We start from the raw sequence: 17,419 nt of genomic DNA on the forward strand, positions 1-17,419 counted from the left end.
AGATCGCCCCAATTGCGCCGATGCCGTTTGGACTCCGTTCACCGATCGTCGCTAGAGCAGGATGGATCTTCCGAAAACGAACGCGCGCCATGGCCGACCTCAACGCCGTCCTCACCAGGCTCAACGACCGTCTGCTCCGCCTCGAGGGCGAGTTGTTCGTGCTGCGCTCGCTGGCCCGCGCGACGCTGACGGCGGGCGATGACCACGCGGCGCGAATGCGCAAGCTGGTCGAGGCCGCAAAGGTCGCGCTCGACGATGAGGCCACCCGCCCCCTCGACAAGCCGACGCGCAAATATGTCGATGCGGCGACCGCGCTGGTGGAGGAATTGCTGGTCGAGCCGACCCAGGCACGGCCGTTGTTCACCGTCATCGACGGCGGCCGGCGCGACTGAGCGTCAAATTGACTGACCGTCGTCCGTCGCAGCGATATCACCTGACTTGAGCCGGCTGAGGCCGGCTTCGATGATCGCGATCTCCTCGTCGATCTGACCGATCGGCAGGCTGAAGTCGTAGCCGGACCTGCTCTTCAGATCGACCGCAAGCCGCTGTCTATGCATCATCAGCTCGTCAAGGCCGCGCCGGTTCTTCAGCCGGACATAGACGTCGACGATCTGCTCAATCGCGCTCGGCATGAAATCGGTCCCGGCGAAAAGCCCGCACGGCGCACCCACGCCGGCGGGACGATCTCGGTGTCGCGGTACGCAATACAAATCCGCGACGGATTCGTCGATACGCCAAGCTGGTTGAGATCATGTTACCGTCAGATGATTTCGTGATGGCCGCGCATGAAAAAGCCGCTGGCGATCATGCCAGCGGCCAAATCCGGGTTCGAAAACGGATACGGGTTGAAATGTCGCCAGCCCCGGTTGGTCCACGTTCTACCGGCAAATCCTGGATCTCTGTGTTAAAAACGAAACACAGGAACAGGCCTATCTCTAATCGCCGCCCGACCGTGGCGGCGTGGCACGGCTAGTCTGTGACGCAGAAATATTTGCGCGGCAGCCTGCGGTAGGCGCTGTAGCGGTAAAGCGGCCGGTACGCGTAGCCGCGATAGAGCGCCGGCGGCTCCTGGCCGTAATAGGCGCCGTGATAGAAATTGATGACCGGCCCTTCCGCGCAGCGATAGGTGTCCCAGGTCGGACCGATGAAGGGCGCCACACCAACCTCAGGCGGAACCACCGGATAGGGCTGTCCGCCGGCGCGCACCGGAAGGGTTGCGACCAGGGCCGCGAGAAGGACAAACCACGCGCTCCGCATGCGTTCGCTCCGAGCCGATGCCATCCGCGTATGGAAGCACCGGACCGGCCGACGCCGCAATCGCGGAATTCATCGCGCAGCCTCGCTCGGTGCATTGTTGATAACCGGCGCAAACGCAGTGCGGGTGGTGACAGGACGTCCGGACGTGTTATCGGGAGATGACGCAGTTGCGAGACGGATCGGACACCCATGCGCATTACCCTCGTCGGCTCCCGCCATTTCGGCGTGACCACCCTGAACATGCTCCGGGAGCACGGTGTCCCGATCGTGCGGGTTGTGGTGGCCGACGCCGAGGATCGTCTCGCCGCGACGGCCAAGGCGGCGGGCATCGAGGTCGTGGTCCAGGCCAATCCCAAGCTGGTGGTGGCCTCCGAGATCGCCCCCGACACCGATCTGATCGTCACCGCGCACAGCCACGCCCGGATCGGCAAGGACGCGCTCGAGGCCGCGAAGCTGGGCGGGATCGGCTATCATCCCTCGCTGCTGCCGCGTCACCGCGGCAAGGCGGCCGTGGAATGGACCATCAAGGAAGGCGACCCGATCGCCGGCGGCACGATCTACCACCTCGCCGACCGCATGGACGCCGGCGCCATCGCGGCCCAGGAGTGGTGCTTCGTCAAGAAGGGCGAGACGGCGCGGGAGCTGTGGGAGCGCGCGCTCGCCCCGCTCGGGCTCAAATTGCTGGCCGACGTGATCGATTATGCCAAGGTCCACAAGGCGCTGCCGTCCAAGACTCAGGACGAGCAGTTCGCTACCTCGGCGCCAAGCCTTTCCTAAGGCTCTCTCCTGAGTCGCTGTCCCGACGTTTACCCTTAACGTGAAGGGGCGTTGATTCTGCTTCGAAAATTGCAGCCGGAAACCCGAATAAACCATTGTTCCCACAGGAACAATTTTCGATTTGGCACCGCACCAAATTTCCGTCACATTTGGCCCGAATAAGGGTCAGCATATCAGACAAATTCAAGGACGGATTTTATGCGTTTTGCTCGCATTGCGGCGTTCTGTGCCGCTTCAGTTTTCACCCTCGCCGCGCCCGCTTTCGCCCAGACTCCCTATGACGGCAACTGGCAGGTCACCATCGTCACCAAGAGCGGTTCCTGCGAGCCGACCGCAAGCTCCTTGCTGACGGTTGCCGACGGCAAGATCACCGCGCCGGGCGCAAACGTTTCCGGCACCATCGGCAGCGGGGGACTTGTGAAAGTTTCGATCAATGGTGCATATGCCAACGGTCAACTCAGCGGCAACGCCGGATCGGGGAAGTGGAATGGAGCATCTGCAGGCATACCGTGCAGCGGGCGGTGGGAAGCATCGCGCCAATAGAAGAATCGTGACCAGCGGTCTGGGCCAGCGGCTCCTGATTGCGGCTGCCGTCATGTTTGCGGCCGGAATTGCTAATTCCGAGAGCAAGGCCCAGTCGGGCCCGTTTGCCCCGCTGGCAGGCAGCTGGAGCGGCTCGGGAACGGTCACGTTGGATGACGGCTCGACCGAGCGGATCCGCTGCCGGGCCAAATACGCTCCGGTCGGACCGACGATGGAGTTGTCGCTGACCTGCGCCAGCGACGCCTACAAGTTCAACCTCGGCGCCAACGTAAAGGCTGAAGGCAGCGCCATCGCGGGCAGCTGGTCCGAGGCCAGCCGCAATATCAGCGGCTCCCTTTCGGGCCGCGGCGCGGGTGGAAACTATGAGCTGCTCGCCTCCACCGCCGGCTTCAACGCCAATATCTCGCTGAAGACGTCCGGCAACAAGCAGAACGTCACGATGCGCGCCGACAGCCAGTTCCGCGGCGCCAACATCTCGCTGTCGCGCTAAGCCGACACGAGCAGATGACAATCGACCCGGCGATCTCGCCGGGTCGATTTTTTATGTGCCCGGCACGAACGCCGTGACCTCGATCTCGACCTTGGCCCGGTCGTCCACGAGGCCGCCGATGTAGAGCAAGGTCGAGGGCGGGAAATTGCGCCCCAGCGTTTCCTTCCAGGCCGCGCCGATGCCGGACCCGGCTGCCTCATATTCGCTGCGGCTGGTCAGGTACCAGGTCAGGCGGACGATATGCTCGGGGCCGGCGTCGGCCTCGCCCAGGAGCTTGATGATCCGCTTCAGCGCGGTCCCGACCTGCGCTGCCATGTCAGGCGCGTAATTGCCGGTCTCGTCGCCGCCGGTCTGCCCGGCCAGCACCACCCAGCGGCCCGGCCCCTCGACCGCGACGCCATGGGAAAAGCCGCGCGGTTTTTTCCACTCGGCCGGCTGCAAGATGTGCATGAGCGAAGATCTCCCGATTTTTCTCGTTGTTCAGTGATGCCTTAGCACGCCGCCATGCATCGCTGCACCGGCAGATTTGGCCGTTGCAAACGGCGACGATGTCGCCGATACCGGCCCTCCCTCAGAACCCTCGCCTCCCAAACCTGCGCCGATGAACACCACACCGTCCAAAACGATGGCTGCCCTGTGGATGGCGGGCTGGCTGTCGCTGATGCTGGTCATGGCGGTCGCCGGGCGCGAGACCACGCGCGAGCTGAATGTATTTCAGATCATGGAAGTGCGTTCGGTGATCGGGTTCACGCTTCTGCTGCCGATCGTCTACCGGTCCGGTGGCTTCAAGGCGGTCGCGACCAAGCGCCTGCCCCAGCATCTCGCGCGCAATGGGGTGCATTATTTCGCACAGCTCGGCTGGTTCTACGCACTGACGCTGATCGGGATCGGCCAGGTCGTCGCGATCGAATTCACCATGCCGATCTGGACGGCACTGCTGGCCGCAACATTCCTGTCCGAACGCATGACCGTCTGGAAGATCGCCGCGATCGTGCTCGGTATCGTCGGCGTGGTCATGATCGTGCGGCCCGCCACCGGCGAGATCAATCCGGGCCAGCTGATCGCGCTGGGAGCCGCGATCGGCTTCAGCATCTCCATGATATTGGCGAAATCGCTGACCCGGACCGAGAGCGCATTGTCCATCCTGTTCTGGATGATCGTCGTGCAGATGGTCGTGGGTCTGCTCCCGACGCTCTACGTCTGGACCTGGCCGTCAGCCTCCCTGTGGGGTTGGCTCTTCGTCATAGGGGTCTGCGGCACATTCTCGCACTACTGCCTCGCCAGCGCGCTCCGGTATGCGGATGCGACCATCGTGGTGCCGATGGACTTTCTGCGGGTTCCGCTCACGGCCACCGTCGGCTGGCTGCTCTATTCCGAGCGGCTCGACTCCTGGACCGTGCTCGGCGCGGCGCTGATCCTCTGCGGCAATCTCCTGAACTTGAAGCCGGCTTCGCCGGTTCCCGCCCGCGCACGCTGAACCTCGCGCCGCTTCGTGCGACAAAACCAAGTAGCCGTGTGATTTAGATCACGTTGGAAGGGTATTCCATCGTGCACATTCTGCCACACAGCAGCGGGTTGAACGCGACGAACTACCGTTTTGGTGGCGCCAAATCGGCCACTTCGTGTAAGTTCGTTGCCAATCTGTTGCTGCCTGCAATTTCGATTCTGTTGGGGATTCCAGATGCGCACTCTCACCCTCCTCGCGTCGCTGATGTGCATGGTACTGTCGGTCAGTGCCGCGAAGGCCGACCGCCGTGTTGCTTTCGTCGTCGGCAACGGCACCTACAAGAACGTCGCACAATTGCCGAACCCGCCGATCGACGCCAAGGCGATGGCGGCAACGCTGCGCAATGTCGGCTTCGAGGTGATCGAAGGTTCGAACCTCTCGCGCGACCAGATGACGGAGAAGCTGCTGGACTTCGGCCGCAAGGCGCAGGGCTCCGATGTCGCAGTGTTCTATTATGCCGGTCACGGCATCGCGGTCGGCGGCTCCAACTATCTTCTGCCTGTCGACGCCGATATCAAGTCGGAGATGGACGTCAAGCTCGGAGCCGCCATCAACATCGATCTGACGCTCGAGCAGACCATGGGCGACGCCAAGGTCAAGCTGGTCTTCCTTGACGCCTGCCGCGACAATCCGTTCGCCGCCAAGATCAAGTCGAACTCCGCGACCCGCAGCGTCAACGTGCAGAGCGGTCTTGCCGAGATGAAATCCGGCGAAGGCACGCTGATCGCGTTCGCCACCGGTCCGGGCCAGACCGCGCTCGACGGCCAGGAGGGCAACAACAGCCCGTTCACCCGTGCGCTGATCGACAACATCACCAAGCCTGGCATCGAGATCCAGCAGGCGATGACGTCGGTCCGCGCCCAGGTCAACGAGGAGACTCACAAGGGTCAGCTGCCCTGGGGCCACACCAATTTGATCGGCGCGGTCTATCTCAACCAGGCTCCGACGACCCAGGTCGCGAATGCGGCACCGACGGCTGCTGGCGTCGTGCCCGCGGCAACAGGCGGCAATTCGGACGGTGTCGAGCTCGAATACTGGCGGTCGGTCAAGGAGAGCAACAAGCCCGAAGAGCTCAACGCCTACCTCTCCACCTACCCGAACGGCCAGTTCAAGGCACTGGCGCTGGCGCGGCTCGCGGCAATCAAGAGCGGCCCGTCGACGACGACCCGCAACCTCAACGCCGGTGTCGATCCTGCCACCTTCACCGACGACGCCAGCCAGCTCACCGAGGACCAGATCGGCCTCGACAAGGGGCAGCGCCGCGACGTGCAGCGCCGCCTGACCGGACTTGGATTCGACACCAAGGTCACCGGGGCGTTCAGCGAGGACACCCGTACGGTGCTCAAGCGCTGGCAGGCGGCACGTGGCTATCCATCGAGCGGCTATCTCAACAAGCTCCAGCACAAGGCCCTGCTGTCGGAGATCGTGGCCTCCGCGCCGACCACTGCGAGCGACGACAGCGCGAAGCCGGCCCGACGTGCCCCGGCCCAGGCGCAGAGCGCCCCCGCCCAGCATCGCGGCGGCGGCGACGCCGGCGCAGCCTTCGTCGGTGGTGTCGTCGGCGGCATGATGGGCGGCATGTTCCGCCGCTGAGGCGAGGCCAATCGCAAATACAAAAGCCCGGCTCGCGCCGGGCCTTTTCGTTGCGACTAGCCAAACCTTTGGCGCCTACTTCCCCGCGGCCTTTCGCAGCGCCTCGTTGATGCGATCCTGCCAGCCGGGCCCGCCGGCCTGGAAATGCTCGAGCACGTCCTGGTCAATGCGCAGCGTGACCTGCTCCTTGACCCCCGGCGCCACGTTCTGCTTTGGCGGCGCCGCGGCGACCTTCGCCGTCACCTTCTTGAACGCCGCCTCGGCCTCCGTCCTGGCGTCGCCCAACGTCCGCGGCCGCCTCGGTGGTTGATCCGCCATGTCCTAGATTCCCTCAAACAGAGCCGTCGAAAGATACCGCTCGGAGAAGGACGGCACTATAGCCAGGATGGTTTTTCCCGCAGCTTCCGGCCGCTTGCCGATCTCGAGGGCCGCGGCGATCGCTGCGCCCGAGGAGATGCCGCCCGGAATGCCCTCGTGCCGCGCCAGCGCCCGCGAGGTCTCAATCGCCGTCGTGGAGTTGATCTTCACGATCTCGTCGATCACCGAGCGATCGAGGATGTCAGGGACGAAGCCCGCACCGATGCCCTGGATCTTGTGCGGCGTATGCTGGCCACCCGACAGCACCGGGCTCTCCTCCGGCTCGACCGCGACCACGCGCAGCGAAGGCTTGCGCGGCTTCAGCACCTGGCCGACGCCGGTGATGGTGCCGCCGGTGCCGACGCCGGCGACGAAGAAGTCGACGTTGCCGCCGGTGTCATTCCAGATCTCCTCCGCGGTGGTGCGGCGGTGCACCTCGGGATTGGCGAGATTCTTGAACTGCTGCGGCATCACCGAATTCGGCGTCGTCTTCAACAGCTCTTCGGCCGTAGCGATGGCGCCCTTCATGCCTTGTGCGGCCGGTGTCAGCACCAGCTCCGCGCCGAGAAAGGCCAGCATCTTGCGTCGTTCGATCGACATCGACTCCGGCATGACAAGCTTGAGCCTATAGCCGCGCGACGCGGCGACGAAGGCCAGCGCGATGCCGGTATTGCCGGAGGTCGGTTCGATCAGCACGGTGTCGGGCTTGACGATGCCGGCCTTCTCCATGGCGATGATCATGGCCGCGCCGATGCGATCCTTCACGCTTGCGGCGGGATTGAAATATTCAAGCTTTGCCAAAATGGTCGCGTTCACGCCGTGCATGCCCGGAAGCCGGCGCAAGCGCACGATCGGCGTGTCGCCAAAAGCATCGACGATCGAGTCATAGATCCGGCCGCGGCCGGGTTGGTGCGCTGCACCCGTGGTGGACGAAGCATCCATGATGAACTCCCTGTGGCTATGAATGTGCTTCTGTTGCAGCTCTTGCGCAGTTAGAGACAGCCTGCGGCGACACGCAAGCGAGATTGCGGCACATGTTAAATACGCTGCATCGCAAAATCGCGTGAGCAATAATTATCAGAAAACCAACGCATTTGTGTTGCGACCTCGTCAACTGATTCTGCTTATGTTAGACTTAGGTCTCAAAGCTGGGAGGTCACCACGATGTCAGCAGTCGCTGAAGTGTTGTCGACCGTCGCACCGAACCGCGCTCCGCGTTGCAGTGAGTTGCCGACCTGTCCCGTCTGCGCCGACTCCATGATCGCCGCCGAAGGTTCTGCGTATCTGTCGGAACACGTGATCAGCTATCTCTGGACCTGCGACAATTGCGGCTACGGCTTCGTGACCAAGCACTCCGTCAAGCAGCGTTTCCTCTGCAACTGACCTAGCGCGGGGCGATGTCGCCCCTCGCCCAGTTCTCGCGCGTACGCCGATAGAACTCCTCGAACGTTCCCTGTGCGACCGCGTCCCTGATGCCTTGCATCAGAAACTGGTAGTAAGCGATATTGATCTCGGACAGCAGCATCGCACCCAGCGTCTCGCCCGCCTTGACGAGATGATGCAAATAGGCGCGCGCGTAGGTGCGCGCCGATGGCCAGGTACTCTCTTCGTCGAGCGGCCGGGGATCGTCGGCGTGGCGCGCGTTGCGCAAATTCACCTGGCCGAAGCGTGTGAAGGCTACGCCATGCCGGCCATTGCGCGTCGGCATCACGCAGTCGAACATGTCGATGCCGCGCTTGACAGCCTCGAGGATGTCGTCGGGCGTGCCGACGCCCATCAGATAGCGCGGCCGCTCCCTCGGCAGCAGCGGCGCTGTCTCGTCGATCATCGCGAGCATCACGGCTTGCGGCTCACCGACGGCAAGGCCGCCAATCGCATAACCATGGAAACCGATCTCGACGAGGCCTTGCGCGCTGGCATGGCGAAGCTGGGGTATGTCGCCGCCCTGCACGATGCCAAACAGCATGTAGCCATCGGGCGCGCTCTCGAAGGCGCGCTTGCTTCGCTCGGCCCAGCGCAGCGACAATTGCATTGCGCGGTCGATGTCGGCGCGCTCGGCGGGCAGCCGCACGCATTCGTCCATCTGCATCGCGATATCGGAGCCTAGCAAACGCTGCACCTCAATCGAGCGCTCCGGCGACAGCTCGACCTTGGCACCGTCGATATGCGAACGGAACGTCACGGCGTGCTCGCTGACCTTGCGCAAATCCGCCAGCGACATCACCTGGAAGCCGCCGGAATCCGTCAGCATCGGCCCGTTCCAGCCGGTGAATGTCTGCAAGCCGCCAAGTGCTGCGATCCGCTCGGCGCCGGGGCGCAGCATCAGATGATAGGTATTGCCGAGCACGATGTCGGCACCGGCCTCACGCACCTCGCGCCAGTGCATCCCCTTCATCGCGCCGGCGGTACCGACCGGCATGAAGGCGGGCGTGCGCACCACGCCGTGCGGGGTGGTCAGGCGCCCCGTGCGCGCGGCGCCATCCATGGCGAGCAGTTCGAAATGATTGGGCAGACCGGTGTCAGGACGATTCATGACGGTGCTTATTGCGTGTCGGAGCGGGCCGATCAACCCGCCCAGGCGCTGCATCGGCCGGCTTATGCATCGGATTGGGACAGGGCCACCAATATTTGGAACACGGAAATTTGCGCCTGCCACGCTTGTTGAAAAAAACGATACAGTGTAGTTTTATCCCGGGGCTGGATGAGCTGCCGCGACGATGTTGCCGGCGGCGGTAGATGCGTGATCGCCAGCCACCGACAATGCCCTTCCCTTTAAATTCGACTGACACGTCCGGCAGTTCGCATGGCTGGGCAAGGCAGACCTGCGCCCGCCTGTTCGGATGGCTGGTCCTGACGTGTAGCCTGGCGCTCGGCGCCTGCACCTCCCTGCCCCGCACGCCCTATACGGCCGCTGAAGCCAGCACATCGCGCGTGCTCGATATCGACGGCCTGCGGCGCTACGCCGACGAACCCATCACGAGATTCAGCTTCGAGAAGGACACCAGCACCGCGACCAAGTCCTACCTGGCGCTGTCAGGCGGCGGCGCCGATGGTGCCTACGGCGTCGGCGTGCTCAACGGCTGGACCGCGGCCAGAACCCGTCCCACCTTCTCGGTCGTCTCGGGCGTGAGCACCGGCGGCCTGATTGCACCCTTTGCGTTTCTCGGCTCGCGATATGACGACACGCTGAAGGAGGTCTACACCAGCGGCGTCGCGGAGAGCCTGTTGAGCGATCCCAGCATCATGCGCGTGCTGTTCGGGTCCGGCCTGTTCGGCAACACGCGGCTGCGCGAGCTCGTCGCCCGCTATGTCGGGCCCGAGATCATGGCGCAGGTCGCGCGTGAAAACGCCAAAGGGCGCAAGTTGCTGGTGGTGACGACAGATCTCGACACCCAGCGCACCGCGATCTGGGACATGGGCAAGATCGCCACGATCGGCACGCCCGAGGCGCTCAAGCTGTTTCGCGACGTGATGGCGGCCTCCGCCAGCATCCCGCTGGTGTTTCCGCCGATCATGATCGACGCCGAAGGCGAGGGCCGCAGGTTTCAGGAGATGCATGTCGACGGCGGCGTGACGGCCCCGGTGCTGACGCTGCCGGAAGCCCTGCTTTTCCAGGGCAGTCGCCTGCCCGGCCCTGCGAAGCTGGACATCTACATCCTCGTCAACAAGAAGATCGAACGCAATTTCGAGCTCGTCTCCAACAGCACCATCGACGTCGCCTCACGCAGCCTGTCGTCGATCACCCAGTCGCAAACCCGCTCGATCATCTTCTCGACCTATGATTTTGCCAGGCGCAACCGCCTGGGCTTCCATCTCTCCTACATCGCGCGCGATTATCCGGCGGCCCCCTCGGAAGGGTTCGACACCGCCTATATGCGGGCGCTGTATCAGTACGGATATGAGAAGGCGGCTTCGGGCCAGGCCTGGACTTCGACGCTTCCGTGAGCGCTCGCTGAGGAACGGGGCCGTGCCGAGACGGTTGACGATGCGGCCCATTCGGCCAGATTGGCCATGACGCACCCGTTGCTGCGCGTTATAGAGCATCACTGATGTCACGACTGCGCAGGAATCATTGGGCATGGGATTGACTGCGAGCAGGACCAGACCGGCAGCCCAGCGGCGCGAGGTGCCGAAATCGCGCGGCGGCCGGCCGACGAAAAGCGCCGCGATCGAGCGCGATCAGCGGCTGATCGAGGTCGCCACTCGCCTGTTCCTGGATCGCGGTTTCGACGCGACTTCGCTCGATGCAGTCGCTGAAGCCGCCCGAGTGAGCAAGCCCACCGTCTATGCCCGTTACGGCGACAAGCGCGGCCTGTTTGCCGCCGTGCTGCGGCGTGAGATCGCGCGATGGCTTGCACCGCTGTCCGCGGCTGCCGAGACGAAGCTCAGCAGCGCCTCGGACATCTCGGTCGAGCAGCGGCTGGTCGAGATCGGGCGCGAGATGCTGACATTCACCTGCGGTCCCGATGCCGTCGCCTTCAGCCGCATGATGACGTCGCAGGCCATCAACTTCCCCGACATCGCCAAGCTCGGCAAGGAGGAAGGCTGGCTCAAGGCCGTCGCCACCACGGCGCGCTTCTTCGACCATCTGGTGGCGCAAGGCGCGCTCGACGTCGACGACACCACCATCGCGGCGGAAGTGTTTCTCGACGTCGTCGTCGGTCACAACCATCGCCTGGCGACGTTTGGAACGCCGCCGGAGATGAAGGTCGCGGAAAAGCGCATGCGCGCTGCGATCAAGCTGTTCCTGGCAGGCGCGCTGGGATCTGCGGACGACAGCCAGGGTGCAGCCAAGACCACGCAGCGGCGGCGCCCCTCGCGCTGACAATTCCGTGAGGTTGCGATCTTTCCTAGGGATCCCAAGGCCGTGCCGTTGACCAAAACAAAACGATACGGTATGGTTTAATTATAGGGCGATGCGGATCGCTTTTTCACCAGCCCCAAAGAGGTCCGCACCGCCTCGATCGCCGCGGCGGACAGCCCGTCACGACGCTCAGCGGCCGACCGATGCCCAAGGTCGGCCGCAAATTCTTTACGATCATCCGGCACACTCGCTGGCCGAGGGGTTCGAGCATGACGACGGCCAAACGACGGATCTCGGGATTGCTCGCAATCGCCCTGTCCGCACTCCTGCTCGCTGCGCCGGCGCGGGCGATCGTGAGCTCGGGCACGCCGACCACGCTTCACAGCGACACAGATGGTGACGCCGAGGCCGATCGCCAAGCGGTCAGTCGCGAGATCGAGCGCTTCCGCAGCTCGTCGATCTCGATCAACCAGGCCATGGCGATTGCGGAAGCCCGCCACGCCGGTGCCACCACGGCGGATGTGAGTTTCGACGGAGCCTCCGGCGTGCCGGTCTACCGGGTGAAGACCCTGCACAACGACCGGATCTGGCGCCACACCATCAATGCCGCGACCGGCGAGCTCGTCGGCGGCGAAGCCGCCCTCCCTCTGGCCGAGCTCGACCTCGACGATCGCAGCAACCTCGCAGCGCTCGGTGCCATCAAGCACCGACTTGCGGATGCCGTGCACGTCGCCGAACGCGCGGCCTCCGGCAAAGCGATCAGCGGCGGGCTGGTGCGCGAAAGCGGCCGGCTGAATTTCGCGATCGTCGTCATCAGTGGCGACAACCTCAAGGAGGTCATCCTCGAACCGCCGGGCGCCCGGACCAAATAGCGGCAGCCACAATCCCGCCGAAAAGCCATTGACGGGCGCAAAACTCTCCCGCATAAGCTCCCGCCATGTTCACGACCACCAAACGCACGACTAAAACCACCACGGCCTTCGGGGCCCGGGGAGGCGTGCGCGTGTAGTCGTCGACTAGAACGCAATCCACTCTACCGAAGCCCCGCCCTCGTTGGTCCGGGGCTTTTTTGTTGTCTGAATTCTCAAATCAATGGAGGACACAGTGAGTAACGATCCCGTCGTCGCGATTGTCGGCGTCACCGGTGCGGTGGGCGCCGAATTCATCGCCACCATGGACAAGCGCGGCTTTCGCGTCGGCAAGCTCAAGGCGTTGGCCAGCGCCCGCTCGGCCGGCAAGACGGTGTCGTTCCGTGGACAGAACGTGGTCATTGAGGAGCTGACCGAACGCGCTTTCGAAGGCGTCGACATCGCCCTGTTCTCCGCCGGCGGCAGCATTTCGAAGAAGTTCGCGCCGATCGCGGTCAAGGCCGGAGCCGTCGTCGTCGACAACTCCTCCGCCTTCCGCATGGACCCGAACGTGCCGTTGGTGATCCCCGAGATCAACCCGAACCGCATCCGCGACCACAAGGGTATCATCGCCAACCCGAACTGCGCCGCCATCACGGCGCTGGTGCCGCTGTGGCCGATCCACCAGAGCAACCGCATCAAGCGCGTGATCATCTCGACCTACCAGGCGGCCTCCGGCGCCGGCGCTGCCGCGATGGACGAGCTGGTCGAGTCCACCCGCGCCAACCTCAACGGGCAGGTTTATACGCCGAAGGTGATGCCGCATCCCTACGCCTTCAACCTGTTCAACCACAACACCGCGATCGACCCTGACACCGGCTACAACGACGAAGAGACCAAGGTCATCAACGAAACCCGCAAGATCTTCGAGGACGAAAAGATCGCGATCGGCGTCACCTGCGTGCGCGTGCCGGTACTGCGGGCTCATTGCGAGGCCATCACCTTCGAATGCGAGAAGCCGATCAGCGAGGATCAGGTCCGCGCCATCATGGCGCGAGCGCCGGGCGTCAGGATCGTCGACGACCGCGCCAAGAACTACTTTCCGATGCCGATCGACGCCTCGGGCCAGGACGACGTCCTGGTCGGTCGCATCCGCAAGGATCTCAGCGATCCCTCAGGGCATTCGATCTCGATCTTCGTGGCAGCGGACCAGCTGTTGAAGGGCGCGGCGCTCAACGCGGTGCAGATCGCGGAGCTGTTGCCACAGCGGGTGATGGCGTAACGGACGGTGCCGTAGGGTGGGCAAAGGCGCGCAAGCGCCGTGCCCACCATTTCCCTCGCGCATCCACGAAAGATGGTGGGCACGCTTCGCTCTGCGCACCCTACTCCGCCAAAATTAGTCGTGCGCCCGAAACAACAGACACGCATCGCCATACGAATAGAACCGATAGCCGGTCGCGATCGCGTGTGCATACGCCTGCTGCATCGTCTCCAGCCCGGAGAACGCCGACACCAGCATGAACAGTGTCGACTTCGGCAAATGGAAATTGGTCAGCAGAACATCGACGGCGCGGAAGCGGTAGCCGGGAGTGATGAAGATCGACGTCTCCGCGGCGAACGGCTCAATGGTGCCGTCCTCGCTGGCTGCGCTTTCGAGCAGGCGCAACGACGTGGTGCCAACCACGATGATACGGCCGCCGTTCTTGCGCGCGGTGTTGAGTCGTTCCGCCGTCTCGGCCGAGAGCGAGCCCCACTCGGCATGCATCTTGTGGCCTTCGGTGTCGTCCACTTTCACCGGCAGGAAGGTCCCTGCCCCGACATGCAGCGTGACGCGATTGATGCCGACACGGCGCGCGTGCAGCGCCTGCTCCAGCTCCGGCGTGAAATGCAGGCCGGCTGTCGGCGCGGCAACGGCGCCTTCATTCGCCGCGAACATGGTCTGGTAGTCGGCGAGATCCTGATCGTCAGGGGTACGTTTCGAGGCGATGTAGGGCGGCAGCGGCGGGCTGCCGAGATCGGCGATCGCTTGATCCAGTGTCGGGCCGTGGAACGAGAATGACAGCGTCACCTCGCCCTCCACGCCCTTGGCCTCGACCTCGGCGTCGAGATGGCCAAGCAAGCAGACCTTGCCCTCATTGCCGAAGCGGATGCGGTCGCCGGCTGCGAGTTTCTTGGCCGGCTTCACCAGTGCCTGCCAGCGCGAACCGCCGAGGCGCTTGATCAGCGTTGCCTCGATCTTCGGCTCGGTCTCGCGGCCAATGCGACGGCCTTTCAATTGCGCCGCGATCACCTTGGTGTCGTTGACGACGAGCTGGTCGCCCGGCCTCAACCATTGCGGCAGATCGGCGATGATATGGTCGCGCAGCGTGCCGTGGTCGACAACCAGCATCTTCGCGGAGTCGCGCGGGCTCGCCGGGCGCAATGCGATGTGCTCGGCGGGCAGGTCGAAATCGAAGAGGTCGGTGCGCATCGCGTGCTCACGGCCGTACAGTCAGACCCTCATGGTGAGGAGGCGCGGAGCGCCGTCTCGAACCATGAAGGCCGGGCTGCAGCAGCGGGGCCTTCATCCTTAGAGACGCGCGTTCCGAGCGCCTCAGGATGAGGGTTGAACGCCTACTCCGCGTCAGCCGCCATTCGCGCCTTGACGATCTTGTCGGGGTTCTGCACGGGCTCGCCGCGCTTGATCTTGTCGACGTTCTCCATGCCCTCGGTGACCTTGCCCCACACCGTGTACTGGTTGTCGAGGAAGCGGGCGTCGTCGAACACGATAAAGAACTGGCTGTCGCCGGAATCCGGGCTGGCGGCGCGCGCCATCGAGGTGGTGCCGCGCACATGCGGCTCCTTGTTGAACTCGGCCTTCAGCTTCTTGCCGGAGCCACCGGTGCCGGTGCCCTGCGGGCAACCGGTCTGCGCCATGAAGCCGTCGATCACGCGATGGAACACGATGCCGTCGTAGAAGCCTTCACGGACGAGTTCCTTGATGCGCGCGACGTGGCCCGGCGCCAGATCAGGCCGCATCTCGATGGTGACGGGGCCCTGCGTGGTTTCGAGGATCAGTGTGTTTTCGGTGGCGCTCATGCTCGTCTCTCTTGGGTTGGGGGTGAAGTCCTGTCAGGTGAAGATTTGCGGTTGCGAAACTGGATCGCGAATGGACGCCCCGCAGCGGCGCCAGCCATCGCATCGGTAAATGGCATCGGCGTGCAGCGTTGCAATGCCTCCATCACCGCGACCCGGTATTGCAGCCGGTCATCGTCGGAGGCCTCCGCGGATTCATAGGTAATCCTCGGATGGCCCAGAATGTTTCCAGCCCGGTTAAAGCTCACGACGACGGTGATGTCGATCGGGCGGGCCTTGGCGGCGGGCGGCGGCTTCCAGCAGGTGCGCAGATGCCGGAAGATGTCCTGGATGGTGTTGACCTGTGCGTCCTCGGCGAACGCGCCGGGGACGCCGAGCAGCAGCACCGCGGCAACCAACAGGAGCTTGCCACCGCAGCGCGCCATCGCCTCTCCTACTTGATGTCGGAAGCGACCTGCACCTTCACCATCTTGTCGGGGTCGGTGACGGTGCCGCCGCTTGATCCGGGAGGCGCCTTCTTCAGCTTGTCTACGACGTCCATGCCCTGCACGACCTCGCCGATCACGGTGTACTGGTTGTCGAGGCTGCCGCCGTCGGCGAACATGATGAAGAACTGCGAATTGGCGGTGTCGACGCTGTCGCCGCGCCGGGCCATGCCGACGATGCCGCGCGCAAAATGCACCTTGGAGAATTCCTGCTTCAGGTTCGGATATTTCGACCCGCCGGTGCCGTTGAAGTTCTGACCATCGCCGGTCTGCGCCATGAAGCCGTCCATGACGCGGTGGAACGGCACGTTGTTGTAATAACCCTCGCGCGCGAGCTGCTTGATGCGCTCGGCGTGCTGGGGCGCAAGGTCCGGCCTCAGCTTGATGACGATGCGGCCCTTCGTGGAGTCGATGACGATGGCGTTGGCCTTGTCGAGGCCGGCCGGCAAAGTTTGCGCGAACGCCGGCACCGCGAACAGAACCGCGGCAAGAAACCCGACAAGAACTGCGAGAATTCGGATCATGACAACTCCGGATCAGAGATGAGAAAAGGAAACGCGCCGTTATCAGGCGAATTTTGCCTTGAGCTGGGCCGCAACCAGCGGCGGGACGAAGGTCGAGACATCCCCGCCCATGGCTGCGATCTGGCGCACCAAAGTGGCGGTGATCGGGCGGACCATGGGAGAAGCCGGCAGGAAGACCGTATGCACCTCGGGCGCCATCGCCTCGTTCATGCCGGCGAGTTGCATCTCGTAGTCAAGGTCGGTGCCGTCGCGCAGGCCCCGGATCATGATCGTCGCCCCGTGCTTGCGCGCCGAGGTCACCGACAGATCGTCAAACGTCGCGGCTTCGAGCACGCAGCCTGCCTGGGCCGCCACCGGCCCGCAGACGTCGTGGAGCATCTTGAGCCGCTCCTCGGTCGAGAACAGCGGCTTCTTGCCGGGGTGGACCCCGATCGCGACAACGAGCCTGTCGCACAGCGACACGCTGTGCCGGACCACGTCCAGATGGCCGTTGGTGATGGGGTCGAAGGAACCTGGATAGAAGGCAATGCGCGGCATGGCCACGTCCTACCGCGCCCGGCCCGGCCCGGCAAGCCGGTCGGGTTCCCTGGCGGTTTTTCCGCAAAACTGTGTCGGAATGCGCCGAATTGTTTCGTCCTGAGGGGGCCACGAAACAAAACGGGGCGAGAACGAAACCATTTCCCACGTTCGCGAAGACGTCCGGAAACTGGCCATGGTTACTAATCCGGCCAACGAACGACGGGCCGCACAACTGGGCGTAGCGGCCGCATCACAGGGGACTGTCATGATCAAAGCTCTTTCGGCGATCGCCATCTCTGCGTGTGTTGCTGCCGCTCTCACCCTCCTGCCCGGCTTCGCCCCGACCGTCGAGGCGAGCGTGCCGCAGCCGCTCGCCAAGAGCGACCGGCTCGATATCCGCACCATCGGCAAGGACTGCTCGCAGCAGGCCTGGCCGAATTTCGAGGCGTCCTGCCTTCGTCAGGCCGGCACCAAAGCCAACATCCGCGAGGCTCGTCTCGTGACCGCCAACCGTACTCCGTAGCGGGGTGTGTCAGTTTCGCGTCAGGAATCCTCGCGATAAGTCCCAACGATAAACCCCCGAAGATAGCCCATGGATATTTGCGACGTCCCGTCGCAGACTGCCCGATGCTCGCGCCCG

At 64.0% G+C, this 17,419-nt stretch carries 23 protein-coding genes; 12 read left to right on the top strand and 11 right to left on the bottom strand.

From position 1 onward, the window contains the following. Nucleotides 1-89 precede the first annotated feature (89 nt). Nucleotides 90-392, top strand: a complete 303-nt coding sequence (locus IVB47_RS14365) for a hypothetical protein (protein ID WP_027518070.1) — start codon at nt 90-92, stop codon at nt 390-392. 3 nt (nt 393-395) lie between these two features. Here the strand turns inward: IVB47_RS14365 and IVB47_RS14370 are convergent, their stop codons facing one another. Next, nucleotides 396-632 carry a hypothetical protein gene (locus IVB47_RS14370; RefSeq protein WP_027567033.1) on the bottom strand — a complete coding sequence of 79 codons (237 nt, stop codon included), beginning with the start codon at nt 630-632 and terminating at the stop codon, nt 396-398. A 337-nt stretch (nt 633-969) separates the two neighbouring features. Next, on the bottom strand, nt 970-1,257 hold the full coding sequence (locus IVB47_RS14375; protein WP_247462261.1) for a hypothetical protein: 288 nt from the start codon (nt 1,255-1,257) through the stop codon (nt 970-972). A 189-nt stretch (nt 1,258-1,446) separates the two neighbouring features. Here IVB47_RS14375 and IVB47_RS14380 point away from each other — a divergent pair, with 189 nt between their 5' ends. From IVB47_RS14380 to IVB47_RS14390, 3 genes are all read left to right on the top strand, one after another. Continuing rightward, nucleotides 1,447-2,034, top strand: coding sequence for a formyltransferase family protein (locus IVB47_RS14380; protein WP_247462262.1), 588 nt, complete (start codon nt 1,447-1,449; stop codon nt 2,032-2,034). Between the two features lie 198 nt (nt 2,035-2,232). Further along, nucleotides 2,233-2,577 carry a hypothetical protein gene (locus IVB47_RS14385; protein WP_007590760.1) on the top strand — a complete coding sequence of 115 codons (345 nt, stop codon included), beginning with the start codon at nt 2,233-2,235 and terminating at the stop codon, nt 2,575-2,577. Continuing rightward, nucleotides 2,522-3,067 carry a hypothetical protein gene (locus IVB47_RS14390; protein ID WP_027567036.1) on the top strand — a complete coding sequence of 182 codons (546 nt, stop codon included), beginning with the start codon at nt 2,522-2,524 and terminating at the stop codon, nt 3,065-3,067. Before IVB47_RS14385 ends, IVB47_RS14390 begins: the two co-directional genes overlap by 56 nt. A gap of 51 nt (nt 3,068-3,118) precedes the next feature. On the opposite strand, the gene IVB47_RS14395 is transcribed toward IVB47_RS14390, so the two are convergent. Beyond that, the gene (locus IVB47_RS14395) at nt 3,119-3,517 is read right to left on the bottom strand and encodes a Rid family hydrolase (RefSeq protein ID WP_247462264.1); all 399 of its coding nucleotides are present in this window, start codon (nt 3,515-3,517) and stop codon (nt 3,119-3,121) included. 151 nt (nt 3,518-3,668) lie between these two features. On the opposite strand from IVB47_RS14395, the gene IVB47_RS14400 reads away from it, so the two are divergent. Then, the gene (locus tag IVB47_RS14400; protein WP_247462266.1) at nt 3,669-4,544 is read left to right on the top strand and encodes a DMT family transporter; all 876 of its coding nucleotides are present in this window, start codon (nt 3,669-3,671) and stop codon (nt 4,542-4,544) included. Between the two features lie 204 nt (nt 4,545-4,748). Then, nucleotides 4,749-6,167 carry a caspase family protein gene (locus IVB47_RS14405; protein ID WP_247462268.1) on the top strand — a complete coding sequence of 473 codons (1,419 nt, stop codon included), beginning with the start codon at nt 4,749-4,751 and terminating at the stop codon, nt 6,165-6,167. Nucleotides 6,168-6,242: 75 nt separating this feature from the next. Here IVB47_RS14405 and IVB47_RS14410 read toward each other — a convergent pair whose 3' ends face one another. Both IVB47_RS14410 and cysK read right to left on the bottom strand, forming a co-directional pair. Continuing rightward, nucleotides 6,243-6,485, bottom strand: a complete 243-nt coding sequence (locus tag IVB47_RS14410) for a BrnA antitoxin family protein (protein WP_027518078.1) — start codon at nt 6,483-6,485, stop codon at nt 6,243-6,245. A 3-nt stretch (nt 6,486-6,488) separates the two neighbouring features. Beyond that, nucleotides 6,489-7,466 carry a cysteine synthase A gene (cysK, locus tag IVB47_RS14415; RefSeq protein ID WP_027567040.1) on the bottom strand — a complete coding sequence of 326 codons (978 nt, stop codon included), beginning with the start codon at nt 7,464-7,466 and terminating at the stop codon, nt 6,489-6,491. A gap of 222 nt (nt 7,467-7,688) precedes the next feature. Here cysK and IVB47_RS14420 point away from each other — a divergent pair, with 222 nt between their 5' ends. Next, complete coding sequence (locus tag IVB47_RS14420; RefSeq protein WP_247462271.1) at nt 7,689-7,907, top strand: hypothetical protein; 219 nt, start codon at nt 7,689-7,691, stop codon at nt 7,905-7,907. Between the two features lies 1 nt (nt 7,908). On the opposite strand, the gene tgt is transcribed toward IVB47_RS14420, so the two are convergent. Next, complete coding sequence (tgt, locus tag IVB47_RS14425) at nt 7,909-9,057, bottom strand: tRNA guanosine(34) transglycosylase Tgt (protein WP_247462272.1); 1,149 nt, start codon at nt 9,055-9,057, stop codon at nt 7,909-7,911. 227 nt (nt 9,058-9,284) lie between these two features. Here tgt and IVB47_RS14430 point away from each other — a divergent pair, with 227 nt between their 5' ends. The 4 genes from IVB47_RS14430 to IVB47_RS14445 all read left to right on the top strand — a co-directional run bounded on the left by IVB47_RS14430 (nt 9,285) and on the right by IVB47_RS14445 (nt 13,458). Next, nucleotides 9,285-10,469, top strand: a complete 1,185-nt coding sequence (locus IVB47_RS14430; protein WP_245287757.1) for a patatin-like phospholipase family protein — start codon at nt 9,285-9,287, stop codon at nt 10,467-10,469. A 133-nt stretch (nt 10,470-10,602) separates the two neighbouring features. Further along, entirely contained in the window at nt 10,603-11,349 is a 747-nt protein-coding gene (locus IVB47_RS14435) for a TetR/AcrR family transcriptional regulator (RefSeq protein WP_027567044.1), read from the top strand. A 248-nt stretch (nt 11,350-11,597) separates the two neighbouring features. Then, nucleotides 11,598-12,200, top strand: coding sequence for a PepSY domain-containing protein (locus IVB47_RS14440; protein WP_247289825.1), 603 nt, complete (start codon nt 11,598-11,600; stop codon nt 12,198-12,200). Nucleotides 12,201-12,420: 220 nt separating this feature from the next. Then, nucleotides 12,421-13,458, top strand: a complete 1,038-nt coding sequence (locus IVB47_RS14445) for an aspartate-semialdehyde dehydrogenase (RefSeq protein ID WP_247462274.1) — start codon at nt 12,421-12,423, stop codon at nt 13,456-13,458. A 114-nt stretch (nt 13,459-13,572) separates the two neighbouring features. On the opposite strand, the gene queA is transcribed toward IVB47_RS14445, so the two are convergent. The 5 genes from queA to coaD all read right to left on the bottom strand — a co-directional run bounded on the left by queA (nt 13,573) and on the right by coaD (nt 16,797). Continuing rightward, nucleotides 13,573-14,646 carry a tRNA preQ1(34) S-adenosylmethionine ribosyltransferase-isomerase QueA gene (gene queA / locus IVB47_RS14450; protein ID WP_247462276.1) on the bottom strand — a complete coding sequence of 358 codons (1,074 nt, stop codon included), beginning with the start codon at nt 14,644-14,646 and terminating at the stop codon, nt 13,573-13,575. A gap of 143 nt (nt 14,647-14,789) precedes the next feature. Beyond that, on the bottom strand, nt 14,790-15,254 hold the full coding sequence (locus tag IVB47_RS14455) for a peptidylprolyl isomerase (RefSeq protein ID WP_007590736.1): 465 nt from the start codon (nt 15,252-15,254) through the stop codon (nt 14,790-14,792). Further along, entirely contained in the window at nt 15,251-15,676 is a 426-nt protein-coding gene (locus IVB47_RS14460) for a hypothetical protein (RefSeq protein WP_247462277.1), read from the bottom strand. The genes IVB47_RS14455 and IVB47_RS14460 overlap by 4 nt, the downstream gene beginning before the upstream one ends. Nucleotides 15,677-15,684: 8 nt before the next feature. Further along, a complete protein-coding gene (locus IVB47_RS14465; RefSeq protein ID WP_247462279.1) occupies nt 15,685-16,260 on the bottom strand; it encodes a peptidylprolyl isomerase in 576 nt (191 codons plus the stop codon). A 42-nt stretch (nt 16,261-16,302) separates the two neighbouring features. Continuing rightward, on the bottom strand, nt 16,303-16,797 hold the full coding sequence (gene coaD, locus IVB47_RS14470) for a pantetheine-phosphate adenylyltransferase (RefSeq protein WP_027567050.1): 495 nt from the start codon (nt 16,795-16,797) through the stop codon (nt 16,303-16,305). Nucleotides 16,798-17,044: 247 nt separating this feature from the next. On the opposite strand from coaD, the gene IVB47_RS14475 reads away from it, so the two are divergent. Beyond that, the gene (locus IVB47_RS14475; RefSeq protein ID WP_247289802.1) at nt 17,045-17,302 is read left to right on the top strand and encodes a hypothetical protein; all 258 of its coding nucleotides are present in this window, start codon (nt 17,045-17,047) and stop codon (nt 17,300-17,302) included. Nucleotides 17,303-17,419: the final 117 nt, after the last annotated feature.

The organism is Bradyrhizobium sp. 62 (assembly GCF_023073035.1).
In the GTDB taxonomy this organism is placed as follows: Bacteria; Pseudomonadota; Alphaproteobacteria; order Rhizobiales; family Xanthobacteraceae; genus Bradyrhizobium.

Excerpts from the sequence above, each read along its gene's own strand:
- IVB47_RS14365 (WP_027518070.1), top strand. The coding sequence starts at position 90 with ATGGCCGACCTCAACGCCGTCCTCACCAGGCTCAACGACCGTCTGCTC.
- IVB47_RS14370 (WP_027567033.1), bottom strand. The coding sequence starts at position 632 with ATGCCGAGCGCGATTGAGCAGATCGTCGACGTCTATGTCCGGCTGAAG.
- IVB47_RS14375 (WP_247462261.1), bottom strand. The coding sequence starts at position 1,257 with ATGCGGAGCGCGTGGTTTGTCCTTCTCGCGGCCCTGGTCGCAACCCTT.
- IVB47_RS14380 (WP_247462262.1), top strand. The coding sequence starts at position 1,447 with ATGCGCATTACCCTCGTCGGCTCCCGCCATTTCGGCGTGACCACCCTG.
- IVB47_RS14385 (WP_007590760.1), top strand. The coding sequence starts at position 2,233 with ATGCGTTTTGCTCGCATTGCGGCGTTCTGTGCCGCTTCAGTTTTCACC.
- IVB47_RS14390 (WP_027567036.1), top strand. The coding sequence starts at position 2,522 with ATGGAGCATCTGCAGGCATACCGTGCAGCGGGCGGTGGGAAGCATCGC.
- IVB47_RS14395 (WP_247462264.1), bottom strand. The coding sequence starts at position 3,517 with ATGCACATCTTGCAGCCGGCCGAGTGGAAAAAACCGCGCGGCTTTTCC.
- IVB47_RS14400 (WP_247462266.1), top strand. The coding sequence starts at position 3,669 with ATGAACACCACACCGTCCAAAACGATGGCTGCCCTGTGGATGGCGGGC.
- IVB47_RS14405 (WP_247462268.1), top strand. The coding sequence starts at position 4,749 with ATGCGCACTCTCACCCTCCTCGCGTCGCTGATGTGCATGGTACTGTCG.
- IVB47_RS14410 (WP_027518078.1), bottom strand. The coding sequence starts at position 6,485 with ATGGCGGATCAACCACCGAGGCGGCCGCGGACGTTGGGCGACGCCAGG.
- cysK (WP_027567040.1), bottom strand. The coding sequence starts at position 7,466 with ATGGATGCTTCGTCCACCACGGGTGCAGCGCACCAACCCGGCCGCGGC.
- IVB47_RS14420 (WP_247462271.1), top strand. The coding sequence starts at position 7,689 with ATGTCAGCAGTCGCTGAAGTGTTGTCGACCGTCGCACCGAACCGCGCT.
- tgt (WP_247462272.1), bottom strand. The coding sequence starts at position 9,057 with ATGAATCGTCCTGACACCGGTCTGCCCAATCATTTCGAACTGCTCGCC.
- IVB47_RS14430 (WP_245287757.1), top strand. The coding sequence starts at position 9,285 with ATGCCCTTCCCTTTAAATTCGACTGACACGTCCGGCAGTTCGCATGGC.
- IVB47_RS14435 (WP_027567044.1), top strand. The coding sequence starts at position 10,603 with ATGGGATTGACTGCGAGCAGGACCAGACCGGCAGCCCAGCGGCGCGAG.
- IVB47_RS14440 (WP_247289825.1), top strand. The coding sequence starts at position 11,598 with ATGACGACGGCCAAACGACGGATCTCGGGATTGCTCGCAATCGCCCTG.
- IVB47_RS14445 (WP_247462274.1), top strand. The coding sequence starts at position 12,421 with ATGGAGGACACAGTGAGTAACGATCCCGTCGTCGCGATTGTCGGCGTC.
- queA (WP_247462276.1), bottom strand. The coding sequence starts at position 14,646 with ATGCGCACCGACCTCTTCGATTTCGACCTGCCCGCCGAGCACATCGCA.
- IVB47_RS14455 (WP_007590736.1), bottom strand. The coding sequence starts at position 15,254 with ATGAGCGCCACCGAAAACACACTGATCCTCGAAACCACGCAGGGCCCC.
- IVB47_RS14460 (WP_247462277.1), bottom strand. The coding sequence starts at position 15,676 with ATGGCGCGCTGCGGTGGCAAGCTCCTGTTGGTTGCCGCGGTGCTGCTG.
- IVB47_RS14465 (WP_247462279.1), bottom strand. The coding sequence starts at position 16,260 with ATGATCCGAATTCTCGCAGTTCTTGTCGGGTTTCTTGCCGCGGTTCTG.
- coaD (WP_027567050.1), bottom strand. The coding sequence starts at position 16,797 with ATGCCGCGCATTGCCTTCTATCCAGGTTCCTTCGACCCCATCACCAAC.
- IVB47_RS14475 (WP_247289802.1), top strand. The coding sequence starts at position 17,045 with ATGATCAAAGCTCTTTCGGCGATCGCCATCTCTGCGTGTGTTGCTGCC.